A 14,736-nucleotide genomic window follows, 5' to 3' on the forward strand; every position below is an offset into this window, starting at 1 on the left:
TATTAAAGACGTTTAATAAGTTAATTCGATCATAGCAGGATTGCCCCTCGCTGACAAGAGATTAGCTAAGGAACGCCAAAACGGAGCTGTCCCCTGCGCGGTCTCTCCATACCGCTGAAAGGGAACAGCTCCGTTCTTATCAATTTTCATGTTGTCGCTCCGGTCTCGCGCTTAGAAGGCGGCGGGCTTCGCGTTCATCAGATCGGTCAACGCCTCCTTGATGACCGAGGACGGGATCGCAAATCCGATGCCCTGCGCCTCGGCGTTAACCGCCGTGTTCATTCCGACGACCTCGCCCCGCTCATTCAGCAGCGGTCCGCCCGAATTGCCCGAGTTGATCGATGCGTCGGTCTGCAGGAGGTTCCGATAGACATGGTTGCCCTGTTCGTCCGCTATCGTAATCTCGCGCCCTTTCGCGCTGAGAACGCCAAGCGTCATCGTGTGATCGAGGCCGTACGGGTTGCCGATCGCGATTACCCAGTCCCCAATGCTCGTCTGATCGACATCTCCCAGCTCCAAGGTAGGGAAAGCCTGTCCGTCCGGGCTCTCCACCTTCAGCACAGCCAGATCCAGCTCGTAATCCGAGCCTACGAGCTTGGCCGTCAGCGGCTCGTCGTAACCTTCCACCGTCACTTTAAGCTCGTCCGCGTCCGCAACAACGTGCTCGTTGGTCAGAAGGTAGCCGTCCTTCGAGAAAAAGAACCCCGTCCCCGATCCCGCCAGCTGCGGCTCGCCCGTCTGCTGCTGCCCGCCTCCCCTGCCTCCGAAGAGACTTCTCATGGAGTAGGTCGGAACCGCATAGTTTTCGATCTTCACTACAGCCGGACCGGCCGAATCGAATACCGACGCGAGATCGCCCTTCGCCTTCACGGACGCCGCGGCAATTCCCGCTGCGGACTCCGAACCGCCGCCGGAAGCTCCCGCAGCCGGGCTCTGGCCTCCTCCGAACAGGTTGCCGCGGTCCGCCGCATACCCGAAGCCGCCGACAAGCATCGCTCCGACCAGGAAGGAGGCCACATAAGTGGAAAACGAAGAGCCGCTCCGGCGTTTCGAACCGCCGCTTCCCGGGGAAGGCTGCGGTCGGAGCGCCGCCATTTCTTTCTCATAGGATGCCACCAGCGGGGTTGGGTATACCGTCGTCCGCTCGCGCTCGCCGTTGTTCTCCTGCGTATCCGTCCAGTTGCGTTCGTTCATCTTCTATCATCCTCCCGTTGCCTTCTATGCTTCTATCATGGAGGATGGAGCTTAAACGGAACTTAAACGGAAGTAAAAGATAGATGAAGTTCCCGAACGCGGCTTTACAGTTTAAACTTCGCTACGCCCGCTTCCAGCCGGGCGCCCCGCTCCCTCAGCATCTCGGTCGTATCGGCAATCAGCTTGGCCGCTTCGAGCTGCTGGGCGGACATTCGCTCGATCGCTTCCGTGCTCTCCGCCGTTCTGGCGGAAATCTGCGAAATCTGCTCCACCGACGCGGCGACCTCCTCGGAGCCGGCCAATACTTCCTCGATCACCGCCGACACCTCCTGGATTTGCCCGTTCACGTGGCCGAACCGTCCCATCGTCAGGCGGAACAGCGTTTCCGCCCGATCGGACAGCTCGGAGCCCAGCTTCATTCCTTCGTTGCCGAGCTGCATTCTCTCATCGATCTGCCCGGACTCCTGCTTGACCTGGTACAGCAGCGAGGTGATCCGCTCGACGGACACGGCCGAAGCTTCGGCGAGCTTGCGAACCTCTCCGGCCACGATCGCGAAGCCCGCGCCATGCTCGCCCGCTCTGGCGGCTTCGATCGACGCGTTAAGCGCAAGCAGCTTCGTCTGATCCGCAATATCCGTAATCGACCGCAGCACCGGCTCGATCTCGTCCATATGCGAGTTGAGAATGTCGACGGACCGGGTCGTCTGCATGGCGACATCGGCCATCGCCAGCACCTGCTCCCGCAATCGGCCGATGGAGGCGGTTCCCTCTTCCGCGAAATCGAGCGCTTCGCCGGAAGCGCCGGATACGCTGGCCGACGCTTCGGAGGCCTTCTGGATGGCGACCGTAATGTCCTCCATCGATTTGGCGCTCTGCGCCGTCCCGATACGCTGATTGATCGCGCCGTCGGCCAGCTGCGCCGCCGCCCGCTCGAGCTCTACGTTCATCGCGACCATCCGCTCCGCTTCGGAGCCGAATCGTTCGGTCGAATGCACGAGATCGCGGGCGGTGAGCGCGATATCCTTCAGAACTTCTCCGAGAGTGACGCCAAGTCTCTCGATCATCTGCATCATCGCAGAATAAGCCTGTCCGATTTCATCGTTCGGGCTTGATCGGCCCGCTCCCAGTTGGGCTTTCGCTTCGGCAAGATTTCCCCGCGCCATCGCTTCCGCTCCGCGAACGATCGCGCCGAGCGGGCGCAAGGCCCGGGACAAGAACAAAACGATCAAGACGAAGAAAACGATCGTCAGCACACCCGTCAGAACGAACAGCAAGGTGTTCTCCCCGATCACTTCCCGGTAGATCGTCTGCGATACGGAGACGTCGGTGTCAATTCCGATCGCGCCGATCACCTCTCCGCTTTCGCTGCGCAGAGGAGCGAAGGAGGAGATGTAATTTCCGTATTCCGGATTGCGGATAATGCCCGTCTTGGCCGATCGTCCGTCAAGGATCGCATCGATCGCCTCCTGCGGCATATCGGTTACTTCGCCGATCGGGGAAGCCGCGTCGGAATCCCTTGGCTGCCCGTCGATCAGCAGCAAAGGCTGCTTCTGCTCGTCTATTTTCACCGTATACACATACAGGGCGCCGATCTGCACGCGGTAACGGTTAATTTCCTCGCGCAGGCTCCAGTACAGCTCGTTCTCCTGAGCGTCCTGCAGAAAATTTTCGTAGGCTTGCAGGTCGAATTGCCCCGCATAAGCCTCCGCCGTATGAATGCTGAAATAGCCGATCGCTTCCTCGCTCGCCTTTTTCGTGTTCTCGACCTGCATGTAGACAAGCGAGACGGACAGAAGAATCAATATGGCCAAAATAAATGCCGAAAGCTTCGAAACGAGACGACTCCTGAATCTGGTCATGGTGGTCCATACCTCTCTGACTTTAGTCGGGGGAATAATTCAAGTCCTTAGTATTTTCGACAGGGTTCCTTGTTTTTCCTTCATGACGGGAGAGAGAGCTTACACAAATAGCCGCACCAACCTCGGTTAAGGTCGGTGTGGCTGTATAATCGCGATTTCAATTCTTGGGTCGCAGACGGCTTAGCCGCGATCACGCTCCAGCAATTCGATAAACGTATCAAGCTGTTTCAGCGTCGATAAGGGGTCCGTCGTAAAATAAGTGTCCCAATCCAGGTCGTGCACCCGGTCGTTCCGAACCGCCGGCAGCTTGGCCCATATTCCGCTCTTCTTGATTTCCTCCGCTCTCTCCTTGCCGCCGTCCGCCTCCAGTACCGACAGGAATACGTGATCCGCGGACGCGTAGTCTCCGATGACCTCTTCCGAGATTTCGAGCATCGCCAGCTGCTGATCGATCACGTCCCGCTGAATCGCTTCCGGAGCCTTGAGTCCGAGAGCCTGATAAATCACGTAGCCTCCCATGGCGCTGTTGCCGTAGACGAATTGATTTTTCGGGCGAATGTTCAAGATGGCGACGGTCTCGTCCGGACCGATCAGTTCAGCCGCTTTGAGCTTGGCCGCATCCACTTTGGCATCGAAGTCGGCAAGCCATTCGGCGGCCTCCTCCTGCTTGCCCAGTATGTCGCCGAATTCGGCAATCTGCCCGCGCACGTCATATTTCAGCCATGGAATGAAGATCGTCGGCGCGATTTTCTCCAGTTGTTCGTACGTCTGTTCGACGTGCGTGACGATCAGGTCGGGCTGCAGGGAAATGATTTTCTCCAGGTTTAATCCCGTCCAAGGGTCTCCCACATCTTCGATCCCCGCCCACTCCTCCCTCAGCAGCGGATAGACGGACCATTCGTCGTCGGCCCCGACCGGCTTCACGCCGAGCGCAAGCATGGCCCCCGTATATTGAATGGATACGACGCGCTGCGGATGAGTCGGAATTTCCGTGCTGCCCAGGGCGTGTTCGTATATTCTCATGCCGCTTTCCTGATCCGCGGCGGGTGTCTCGGACCCCGAGGTCGCTGCGGACGCGGGCGCAGACGACTCGGCGGAAGGAGAAGCAGAGGGCGAAGCTTCGGTTCCATTGTTTTTGCCGCATGCGACGAGAAGCAGAAGAGCGATTAGAGCCCCTGCGATAAGCAGTCGATAACGTGATGTTGCCTTCATATTCATCCTCCTGATACTGATTCTCATTATCATAAGAATCATATCAAAGCGGGCGCACGCCCTCCATGTACGGGCGTAAGAACTTATTTGTACTCTCGTAAGGCGAACAGCCGGGACGCATCTTCCAGCTGCCATAAGATGGACAGCGGATCGTAGCCGTGCCATCTCGCCATGTCCACCTCGCGGACGCTCTTGCCGGGAAGACTGCCGTAGGCCGCCCATTCCGAAGATTTCAGCATGCATTCCGCGCGCTGCCTGGCTTCCGGCGACCTGTCTACGGAAAGCAAAATGCAATCCGCGGAAAATGCGGGAAGCACTTCCTCCGGTTCGACCGGGATAAAGTTGCCTTGGGCCGACCGGGCTTGGACGCTGGCGGGCATCCTCATCCCCAGCTCGTCGTAGATCACTTGGCTGCCCATCGCGCGGTTCCGATAGACAAAAGCCGCGTCGCTCCTCACATTGTAAATGAGGACGGTCCGTTCGACACCCCCCGCTTCGCGAATGGCATTCCGTGTTGCGTCGGCCTTGGCGGCGAACGCCTGCAGCCAGCTCCCCGCTTCCGTCCGCCGGTCGACGGCCCTTGCCACTTCCCGGAAATGGCCGCGCCAATCCGACAAATACCAGGGGATGACCAGCGTGGGACAGATGACGCGATAGAAGCTCAGCCGTTCCGGGGAGACGTTGTCGATGCACAGCAGCAGCTCCGGCTCCATCCGCAGCAGTTCCTCGTCGGAGAAGCCCTTGTCCCAGCTTCGGCAGACGCAGCCCTGCTCGTCCATCCGCTTCTGATAGTCGCCGAATCCCCACGGAAACGTCAAGGTCGCTGCGGGTACGATTCCGAGCGCAAGCAGATGACGGGTTAAATGCGGGTTCAGAGACACGATTTTTTTGTCGGATTTGACATAGGCGCTTGGGGACATTCCCGTTACGTTCTTGAATTTGCGGCTTAAATAATATTCGTCCCGGTACCCGACCGACTTGGCGATCTCCGCCAATCGCTCATCCGTGAATAGCAGCCTCTCCTTGACGTGCCCGATGCGCACGCCGGCCAAGTAGTCGGTGAGACTGCTCCCGCTAACGGCCCTGAACTGCTGCGAAAAATACTCCGGACTGAGGTTGGCCCTCTTCGCCAGCTCGTCCCTGTGCAGTTCCTCGCGGTAATGCTCCTGGATGTAGCGAATCGTACGCCGGACGGCCCCCTGCGAATCCTTCTGCTCCGCAGTTCGGCCGACGGCGGCTCGGACGCATTCGTAGAGGAGCTCCTGGAACAGCAAGCGTCGGCGACGCACCGCAAGCTCGTCCCGTTCGACGATGCCGTGCAGAGCGTTCGCCAGCTCCAGATAACGTCCTTCGTCCCCCGCATTCAGCTCGCCCTCCGGCAGCCACTCCGAGAGATCGGCTATCCGTATCGGCTCCCGGCGATCGTTCTCCGATTTCCTCCATCGGTCGAACCGGATATGATACAGATCCAGGCTGTTGAAATGCGGGAACGCCGTCGCTTTGGCCCCCGGGGCCGCATAATAGCACCTCCCCATCGAGACGGGAATCTTCTCGTGGCGAATCGTCAAATCGCCCATTCCGCCGATGACGACAAACAGACCGTGAGCGCGCTCGTCCGTCAATTCGGTCTGCGATTCGCACCGCCGCAAAGAGATACTCGCCATCTCTTCCATTACGCTCGCTCCCCTCTCCGTGCTCCTCCGCGCAAATATCGATAGCTCATTATACCCGACGAGCCGTCATGCGCGCACCCGGCGGCGCGCCGAATCCGGGTTCAGATTCCGGCGGGACGTCTGGCCACATGCAGAGACAGCACGATCAGCGCCAGCGCGATGACGGGATGCATAGCGCCCGCAGCCGGAAGGTGCGCGGTCAAGTTTGTTCCAACGCCATACTAGCAGCGGAATGTTGCGGACTTGTGACGGAGCGTTGCGGGTTTCGTGAAATTTCCCCGATGCCTTGCGGCAACCTATATAATGTAGGGAACGAGACCGTCGAAAAGGAGGACGCGAACGTGACGCACACGCTGCTGCTGGTCGACGACGAGGATCAGGTCGTTGCCTTCATGAAAACCTTCCTGCTGCAGGAGGGCTATCGCATCATCGCCGCTTCCAGCGGTCCGGACGCGCTGCGCAAGGCTCGGGAAGCCAGGCCCTCGCTGGTCGTGCTGGATTGGATGCTGCCGGGAATGAGCGGAATCGAGGTGTGCCGGGAGCTGCGCAAAATCGGACGGATGGGCATCATCATGGTGACCGCGCGCGCGGAAGAAAGCGACAAAATCGTCGGCCTGGAGGTCGGAGCCGACGATTATCTCACGAAGCCTTTCTCGCTGCGCGAATTGGCCGCGAGAATTCGTTCCGTCCTGCGCCGCGTGGAAGGGAACGATCCTCCGACGGCGACGATCGAACGGGGCGAGCTGTCGCTGTCGGAAGCGCAATGCCGGGTATGGAAACGCGGAGCGGAGCTGGCTCTGACGCCGACGGAATTCAAGCTGCTGCTGGCGCTGGCCGCCAAGCCCGGCATCGTGTACAGCCGGCTGCAGCTGCTTCAGGCCGCGCTGGAGGACGATATTTTGAACGACGAACGAACGGTCGACGCCCACATCAGCCGCCTCCGCAAAAAGATCGAAGACGATCCCGCCGATCCGCGGTACATCCAGACGGTCTACGGCTTCGGCTATCGGTTCGGAGTCGGCCCATGACGGCAACGCGCAAAATTTATCTCGCAATCGTCTCGTTCATCGTCGCCATCGCCATCATTTTCGTGCTGCTTACCTATTTCGTCACCAAGCAATCGTTCGAGGCGATGATCGGCAGCAGCCGGGGAGATACCCTCGATGAACTGTCGGAGCGGTTCGTCGGTTATTACGTTCAAAACGGAAATTCGTGGGACGGCGTGAGGGAGCTTCGGCTCGATGAAAATTTGCTGGAGGGCAAACGGGAGGTCGGCATTTCGTTAACGGACAGCGACGGAACGGAGCTTTACATCTTGGGCTCGACGTACCCGAAAGCGCTGAAAAACCTGGGAATCGCGCGAAAGCTGCGGCTGGACGACCGGACGATCGCTTACTTGCGCTATTACGATTCCGAGATCGCCGACCTGTCCAAACTGCGAATCGGCATTCCGACCTCAGCCGCCATCCTGTTGCTGGCGGCAACCGTTCTGGTCGTGCTCCTGTCGCTGCCGGCCGCGTACTGGATCGCGAAGAGGATTACGGCTCCGCTAAGGAAGCTGCTGCCGGCCATCGACCGTCTGGGACGGGGCGAGCTCGGAACCCAAGCGCCTGTCGTCTCGGAGGACGAGTACGGTCAAGTCGCTCGCGCCTTTAACACGATGTCCGCCCAACTGCGGGAAAACGAGGAGGTCCGCCGCAATCTCGTAGCCGACGCGGCGCACGAGCTGAGAACGCCGCTGACGATCGTGCGGGGCAGGCTGGAGCTGATCCAGCAGACCGGAGTAGCTATCGCACCGGAAAGTCTGCTGCCGCTCCAGGACGAGTTGATTCGTCTGTCGCGCCTCGTGGAGGACCTTCATCTGCTGTCGCTAGCGGAAGCCCGCAAGCTGCCGCTGGAGAAGAAGCCGACGGATATGGCCGAGCTGGCGCGAAGGGTCGTCCGGCATCTGGAGCCGGATGCCGAACGAAAGAATGTTCGGATCTCGCTGGAGCTTGAAGAGGCGGTTCGACCAATCCGCGTCGATCCGAACCGGATAACCCAGGTGCTGCTCAACCTGACGGTCAACGCCATTCGCTACACGCCGGAGGGCGGGAGCGTAACGATAAGCGTACGGGAGACGCCGGCCCACGGGGAAAACGGTCCGGCGCTCAGAGTCGCGATCGCCGATACCGGCGTAGGCTTGACCCCCGAACAGCTTAAGCGGATTTTTAACCGCTTCTACCGGACGGACGAAGCCCGCGCGCGGAACAGCGGCGGCATGGGGCTCGGTCTTGCGATCGCCAGGGAACTGACGCTCGCCCACGAAGGAACGCTCGAGGCCGAGAGCAGCCCGGGCCGAGGGACGACCTTCGTGCTGGAGCTGCCTCGCTCGGAGGCTGCGGATTAACGCCGTCGGGGTCTGGTCTCTGTCAGCGCCGTCCCCTCGACTGATTCGGGCTTGTATTCTCCAACAGGGCAAGCATCTTTTCGCCTCTGACCATCTCGGAATTGCATTCGGGGCATACGGGGATAAGGGAAAACGTGAAATTATCTCTCATCCATCGCTTGCAGTTCTCCCCGGAGCAAATCCAAACGGCGGTCATCTCTTCCGGCAACTCTTCGAACGGTTTTTTTCGAGAATAATACACGTACATTCCCTCTTTCTATTATGGAGTGGATGTCGCGAATAAAAAGCCCCAAACGGCTGGTTCGGGGCGTCCAGAGCTCTATAACCGCCAACAACGCTTGCGCTCTTGGTTAGTATTGACATGATCGTCCCAATCGATTAAAAATAAAAATCACATCGCGTACAGGCTACCGAATAAAAGAATAACCTCTACGTTATGTGAACGAGATCATGCGTCTATATCTCCATTGTACCTTATCCGGCCCGAAATAGCGAATGTTTCGGCGGCCTCCCGCGAGCGAGCCCTTGTTTGTCGGCGAATCCCGCGCCTGACCGCCGTATCCTTCCTGTTATTTTTCGAGCGCCGACAGCACCTTCGCCACGCTGTCCGAAATCGCATAATCGGCCGCGCCGTCCATCGGGGTCGCGCTTTTGTTGATCAGTATAAACTTGTTCCCTTCGTACAGTCTGACCAGCCCGGCCGCCGGCTGGACGGTCAGCGACGTGCCCGCGACGATCAGAACGTCCGCCTGACGGATATCATTCGCGGCCCGCTGCAGCAGGTCCGTATCCAGACTTTCCTGGTACAGGACGACGTCCGGCTTGATCATGCCGCCGCACCGCGCGCAGCGGGGGCACTCCTCTTTCGACGCCAGCACGTCTTCCAAGGAGTAAGCCTCGCGGCAATCCATGCAGAAGTTGCGGTGAACCGAGCCGTGCAGCTCCAGCACGTTGCGGCTTCCGGCCTTCTGATGGAGCCCGTCGATATTCTGGGTAATGACCGTGGCAAGCCGCCCCTGCGCCTCCATTCGGGCAAGCGCATGGTGGGCCGCGTTGGGCCGGGCGTCCGGATAGAGCATTTTGCTTCTATAGAAGGCGTAGAAGTCGGCCGGACGAGCCATGAAAAAGTCACGGCTCAAAATCTCTTCCGGAGCGATCCGGCCCCCGCCCGCCGCTTGGTACAATCCGTCCGCCGACCGAAAGTCCGGAATTCCGCTTTCCGTCGAAGTGCCCGCCCCGCCGAAAAACACGATATTCCGGCTCTCGGCCACGATTTCCTTCAACCGCTCGAACTCCATCCCGTTCCCTCCGCATCTCTCGTTTTAGGCAAATCCCATTTTACGCGAGCGATCCTCGGTCATCCACTCTTTGCTGCGATCCTTGGCGTAGTCCGACTTCATCCCGGCGATGAGCCGCTCGAGATCGACCTTATCCTCGTAATGCATCTGCAGCGCAGCCGAAGCGTACAGCTCGCTGAGCTGGGCCAGCGTAAATCCGTCCGTTCCGCGGGCGGCCAGCTCCAGCTCCTCCTCGCTCGCGAGTCGCCGCAGGCCGATATGCGTCAAATAGGCGAGACGCATCGCCTCGTCCGGAGATTTCACCTCGTACGCCCGGTCAAAGCGCCCGGCCCGGTTCATCAGCGCCGGATCGATCTTCTCCGGATAATTCGTCGTGCCGATCAGGTAGATGCCTTCCTTCGACGTCGCCCCGTCCAGCGTGTTAAGGAAATAGGAGCGGCAGGAATCGGGCATCGAGTCGATGTCTTCGATGACCAGCACCATCGGCGCCAGCTGCGAAGCGGTGTCGAATACTTCCTTGATCGAGCCGCTGCTCGTATACTCCGTAATCTGCCAGTAGGCGACCGGAGCGCCCGTCGTGGACGAAATCGACTTCACCAACGTCGTCTTGCCGTTGCCCGGCTTGCCGTACAGCAGAATGCCCCGCTTGTAGGGAAGGCCGTAGGTTTGGAAAAACGCGCGATCCTTGGAGAAAAACTCGTCGATCGAACGGTAAACCTGCGTCTTCAGCTCATCCTCCATAAACACGTCGTCTCGTCCGACCGCGTACCCGACCGCTTGTCTTTCCTGCTCCAGCCCGTCCCGCGTATCGGTGAAGACGATGATCTTCGGATCGGCTAGCCTGCGCGCCCTCAACGCCTCCAGAAAGCGGACAAGCTCCTCGTTCGAGCGGCAGAAAATAAGATCCTCGTAGCCGAGGCCGTGCTGGGTCACTCTCGGAATTCGGGCCAGCGCGACGAGCTGCTCGCGGTACACGAACAGATTGTTGCGCACGGCCGGACGAACCGTATAGACCGCCTGCCGCGAATCGGAGTCGGCAGCATACTCGAACACCTCGGTCTCGACCAGATCGAACAGGCTCGCGGCGTGTTCCACTCCTTCGTACCCGTCGCGAAGATCCTCCTCCAACCCGTTCCACACTTCGTTGCCGTCATCCTGATAATAGAGACGGAAGCCGTCCCCATACCGTTCGCCCAGAAAATCGACGATGGCTTGCACGACAGCGATATAGTTAAAATAGCTTTCGGCATCCAGCGGCTCGCCGGCTTCGGTCGACTTGACCAGAAAATGAGGTTTGGCGGCGAGATGGGCAGTTGTTATCGTCATCCTCGGTTCACACTCCTTTTACCGCCGCCAGGGGACGGCATTTGGCCACCACGGAGGCCAGCCGCGCCTGAACGACGCTGTCTATGATTTGATCTACATCTTTGTAGGCCTGCGGCGATTCGTCGACCAGCGCCTCGAGCGCGCGGTGATTCAGCACGACCTCGTCGTCTTGGCCGACCCGCAGGGAGGAAGCGAACTCGTCCACCGTGACGAGCTGCTTCGTCGCGTTGCGAGAGCGGACCCGGCCCGCTCCGTGACAAATCGAATAGTAATTGCGCGAGCCCTCCGGGGCTCCGACCATCAAATAGGAGGCCGTGCCCATCGAGCCGGGAATGAGCGCGGGATGGCCCGTCTCGCGATAAGGCTCGGGATTGCCGGCGTGTCCTGCGGGCAGCGCGCGCGTCGTGCCTTTGCGGTGAACGAGCAGCGGCCCGTCCTCATGGCTCTCCTCGCAGGCGTAGTTGTGCATCAGGTCGTAGAGCGTGGTCATTTCCGCCCGGGAGCCGAATGTTTCCTTGAACGCATCGCGAACGGCGAACGCCATCAGATGGCGATTCGCTACCGCGAAGTTCAGCGCCGAATACATCAAATTCGCGTACGTCCGGCCCGCCTCGCTGTCCAGCGGCGCGTAGGCCAGCTTCGGATCGGCCGTGCCGAGCCCGAGCCGGCTCATCGTCTTGGCGACCTGCGAGCCGCAATACTGGTTGACCGCGCCGCCCCAGGACCTGGAGCCGGAATGGATCATGACCGCGACCTGGCCGTCCCGAAGGCCCCACCGCTCCGCTATGGCGCGGTTGCCCTCGGGAATGCTCAAGGCCTGAATCTCGATAAAATGATTGCCGTTGCCCAGCGTGCCGAGCTGACGATGCGACCTGTGCCATACCGGCATCGGGATGCGATCCAGCTCGCTCTCGTCGAACCGGAAGCGGCTGCACTCGACATGGGTCAGCGAAGTCGCCTTTCTCGGCGTGTAGGCGTCCGGCACGTATTTGCCCGGCAGGCCGTGAAGCCCTTTGCGCAGCACGTCCTCCAGCCACACGTCGGAGAAATATCCCCGCGCGTGATTTTCCACCGGAATCCGCTTCTCGATCGCCTTGACCAGCTTCCGGCGAAGCTTGACATCCTGCAGGTCTTCCGCCTGCAAATTCGTCAGATGCACCCGCATCCCGCAGCCGATGTCGCTGCCGACGATGGAAGGAGAGACGAAGCCGTCCTCCGCGCCCCACACCGCCGTCGTGCCGATGCAGGTGCCGACCCCGACATGGGCGTCGGGCGTATAGCTCATATAGCGGATATTCGGGATCTGCAGGTTGTTGTTCGCCATTTCGAACACCTTGGCTCCCATGGCATAAAACAGATCGTCGTGGGCGAATACGTGAAGATCCCCGGCCGGGAGATCGATTCGCCGATAATAAAGCCCGTTAACATTTTGTTCCATAAACCATTCAAATTCCTTTCTATGTTCCATTATTCATGAATTAATCAAAAAAAGAAAATGCAAAAAACCGCAAGCCTCATCGCTTACGGTCTTCTGCGCACATGAAACGAAAGACTGACGTCCCTCCCGAACCGTTACCGGCGGGGGCGTTAGCTTTCTCCTTCCTTGGCTTGGGCCCGTAGAGGCCGATGGACAATGAACGAAATATTCGGTTGCGGCTTGACGTCGTTGCGGCGAATGTCCATTGCGGTCATGTCCTTCGGCCTCCTTTCTTAATAAGATAGTGACTATCATATACGGAGCAGGGAAGTTTTGTCAATATCCCTTTAGCTCAGTCTTTATACGGATCAAACTCGTCGGCGCCGGCCATGCAAACGCCGATCGGCCTCAGCACGTGCAGAACCTCGATTGTGTCGGCATGAGCATCCAGTACCTCCTGCAGCTTCCGGTAGACGAACGGGCTTTCGTCCGTACCGGCTCCGCGCAGCTCCACTCCGAAGTCGCGAATGGCCTGCTTCATTTGTTCGGAAGTGATCTGGCCTCCGCTGCGCTTGCGGGTTTTCCAGTTCATCTTGCCCGCGGCCTGCGTACGGCTCATGATCCGGCCCGCTCCATGCACCGTGCTGTAGAAGGAATCGCGGTTCTCGTCCGTGTCCTTCCCTCTTACGATCACGGAAATGTCGCCCATGCTGCCGCCGATGAAGCCGAGCTGGCCCGGAGCGGACGGCGTTGCGCCCTTTCGGACGACGATCGCCGTCCTGCCGGCATGGGTTTCCTTCCAGGCGTAATTGTGGTGATTGTGTACCTCGAAATCGGCACTTGCGCTCAACAGCGACAACACCTGCGCAATGACATAATCGCGGCCGGCGTAAGCGTAACGGCCGGCCAGCTTCATCGCCCGGTAGTACATATCGCCGAGCTCGCTGTCCAGATCGAGCAGTACGGGCGGCTGATCCATCTTCTCTCCCGGCGCGTTCGCCAGAAAATCGCGTCCGGCGGCCAGATTCAGAAATCCGCTTGCCGTCTTGTGGCCGAAGCCCCGGCTCCCGAAATGATTGCCGATCCAGAGGCGGCCCGTCTCCGGTTCCTCGAACAGATCGACATAGTGGTTGCCGCTGCCGACCGTGCCGAGCTGATCCCGGGCCAGCGCCTTCAGCTTGTCGTGCTCCTGCTTCCCGATCGACGCATACACGCTCCAGTCGGGATCGTCGAACAGCTCGTGATCCGCCTTTTCGCTGTTGACGCGCCCGACGCCGAACGATATTTTTCTTGCGATCTGATCCATCACGGCCGGCAGAATCGGTTTGATGTCCGCAGCGAGCAGATTCGTCCGCACCACCTTGTTGCCGCAGGCGATGTCGTAGCCGACGCCGGAGGGCGAGATTTGGCCCTCGTACGCGACAACGCCGCCGATGGGCTGGCTGTAGCCTTTGTGATGATCGGCCATCAGCAGCGCTTGCACGACGTTGCCGTGCTCGGCGCAGGTTTTCGCTTGGGACAGCGCGCCGGGATCGGGAACCCCCCACACCCGCACGCCGTCTATGATTTGGTATGTCATTGGTCTATCTCTCCTATCAAGGCCGAGCGGAACAAATCGTCCAGCTGTTCTCCCAGCTTCGCGTCGGCCGTTTTCATCTCGAGGGCCGAGTTTTCCAGCTCTTGCAGCCTTTTCTCCAAGTAATCGTTGATCGGGGCAAGCCTTGGCTCGATGTCCAGCTCGTCGCCCGCTTTTTTGCGCGCCAGCAGCTCCGCCACCGCCTCCCCCAAGCTTCCCGACCGCGGGATCAGTCTTTCAACGAGCGTATCGAACTCCATCGGCGGCATTTCGCCGTATCGCTCGATCCATTCGCAGGCCAGAACGGGCCGCAGGACGTAAAAATACTTCTTGATTCGCACCCGCTCCCCCTGCAAATACTCCCGGTAGTTGCCTCGCGCCATGTTGAGGTAGTGGTACATGCAGGATTTCGGGGAGAAGATCAGCGGAGAAATCCGGCGAAGCCGCTCTGCGACCCCGGATGTCTCGGCATACCGGATTGGCGATTGCAGCCATTCGAGCAGCGGCGGGTTCGACTTGCGGAACAGGTTCAGCGCTTTGCGCAAATCCCAGCCGCTGATGTCGAGCTTGTCGCTGATCGGGCGCTCGATGACGTCCCGCCTGTCGAAGATCGACAAATACCATTCCGGTTTGCGAATGTAGACGAACCGCACGTCGTAGTCGCTGTCCCGGGAAGGGAAGCCCCACGCCCGGCTGCCCGATTCGCAGGCGTACAGAATACGAACTTGCTCCTCGCTCTCCAGACGCTCCAACTGTTCGGTTATCGTGTGACGTATAGCTTCCATTTGTATC

The 14,736-nt window shown here is 59.6% G+C and carries 12 protein-coding genes; 2 read left to right on the forward strand and 10 right to left on the reverse strand.

Annotated elements, in window-relative coordinates:
• Positions 1-171: 171 nt before the first annotated feature.
• The 4 genes from ACFFT4_RS03790 to ACFFT4_RS03805 all read right to left on the reverse strand — a co-directional run bounded on the left by ACFFT4_RS03790 (position 172) and on the right by ACFFT4_RS03805 (position 5,938).
• Positions 172-1,194, reverse strand: a complete 1,023-nt coding sequence (locus ACFFT4_RS03790) for a S1C family serine protease (protein WP_378045205.1) — start codon at positions 1,192-1,194, stop codon at positions 172-174.
• A 104-nt stretch (positions 1,195-1,298) separates the two neighbouring features.
• Positions 1,299-3,053 (reverse strand): methyl-accepting chemotaxis protein, encoded by a 1,755-nt coding sequence (locus tag ACFFT4_RS03795; protein ID WP_378045207.1) that lies wholly within the window; start codon positions 3,051-3,053, stop codon positions 1,299-1,301.
• A gap of 180 nt (positions 3,054-3,233) precedes the next feature.
• The gene (locus ACFFT4_RS03800; RefSeq protein ID WP_378045209.1) at positions 3,234-4,265 is read right to left on the reverse strand and encodes an ABC transporter substrate-binding protein; all 1,032 of its coding nucleotides are present in this window, start codon (positions 4,263-4,265) and stop codon (positions 3,234-3,236) included.
• Between the two features lie 83 nt (positions 4,266-4,348).
• On the reverse strand, positions 4,349-5,938 hold the full coding sequence (locus ACFFT4_RS03805) for a helix-turn-helix domain-containing protein (RefSeq protein WP_378045210.1): 1,590 nt from the start codon (positions 5,936-5,938) through the stop codon (positions 4,349-4,351).
• A gap of 341 nt (positions 5,939-6,279) precedes the next feature.
• On the opposite strand from ACFFT4_RS03805, the gene ACFFT4_RS03810 reads away from it, so the two are divergent.
• Together ACFFT4_RS03810 and ACFFT4_RS03815 are read left to right on the forward strand one after the other, a co-directional pair.
• Entirely contained in the window at positions 6,280-6,966 is a 687-nt protein-coding gene (locus ACFFT4_RS03810; RefSeq protein WP_378045211.1) for a response regulator, read from the forward strand.
• A complete protein-coding gene (locus tag ACFFT4_RS03815) occupies positions 6,963-8,327 on the forward strand; it encodes a sensor histidine kinase (RefSeq protein ID WP_378045213.1) in 1,365 nt (454 codons plus the stop codon). The genes ACFFT4_RS03810 and ACFFT4_RS03815 overlap by 4 nt, the downstream gene beginning before the upstream one ends.
• A 22-nt stretch (positions 8,328-8,349) precedes the next feature.
• Here the strand turns inward: ACFFT4_RS03815 and ACFFT4_RS03820 are convergent, their stop codons facing one another.
• The 6 genes from ACFFT4_RS03820 to ACFFT4_RS03845 all read right to left on the reverse strand — a co-directional run bounded on the left by ACFFT4_RS03820 (position 8,350) and on the right by ACFFT4_RS03845 (position 14,729).
• Positions 8,350-8,574: a cold-shock protein gene (locus ACFFT4_RS03820; protein ID WP_378045214.1), complete on the reverse strand. Its 225-nt coding sequence runs from the start codon at positions 8,572-8,574 to the stop codon at positions 8,350-8,352.
• 322 nt (positions 8,575-8,896) lie between these two features.
• A complete protein-coding gene (locus tag ACFFT4_RS03825) occupies positions 8,897-9,625 on the reverse strand; it encodes an NAD-dependent protein deacylase (protein ID WP_378045216.1) in 729 nt (242 codons plus the stop codon).
• Positions 9,626-9,649: 24 nt separating this feature from the next.
• Positions 9,650-10,951: an AAA family ATPase gene (locus ACFFT4_RS03830; protein WP_378045218.1), complete on the reverse strand. Its 1,302-nt coding sequence runs from the start codon at positions 10,949-10,951 to the stop codon at positions 9,650-9,652.
• 7 nt (positions 10,952-10,958) lie between these two features.
• Positions 10,959-12,389 carry an RtcB family protein gene (locus ACFFT4_RS03835; RefSeq protein WP_378045220.1) on the reverse strand — a complete coding sequence of 477 codons (1,431 nt, stop codon included), beginning with the start codon at positions 12,387-12,389 and terminating at the stop codon, positions 10,959-10,961.
• Positions 12,390-12,720: 331 nt separating this feature from the next.
• Positions 12,721-13,947 (reverse strand): RtcB family protein, encoded by a 1,227-nt coding sequence (locus tag ACFFT4_RS03840; protein ID WP_378045222.1) that lies wholly within the window; start codon positions 13,945-13,947, stop codon positions 12,721-12,723.
• Positions 13,944-14,729, reverse strand: a complete 786-nt coding sequence (locus ACFFT4_RS03845; RefSeq protein WP_378045224.1) for a nucleotidyltransferase domain-containing protein — start codon at positions 14,727-14,729, stop codon at positions 13,944-13,946. The genes ACFFT4_RS03840 and ACFFT4_RS03845 overlap by 4 nt, the downstream gene beginning before the upstream one ends.
• Positions 14,730-14,736 lie beyond the last annotated feature (7 nt).

This window comes from Cohnella cellulosilytica (assembly GCF_042431195.1).
GTDB lineage: Bacteria > Bacillota > Bacilli > Paenibacillales > Paenibacillaceae > Cohnella > Cohnella cellulosilytica.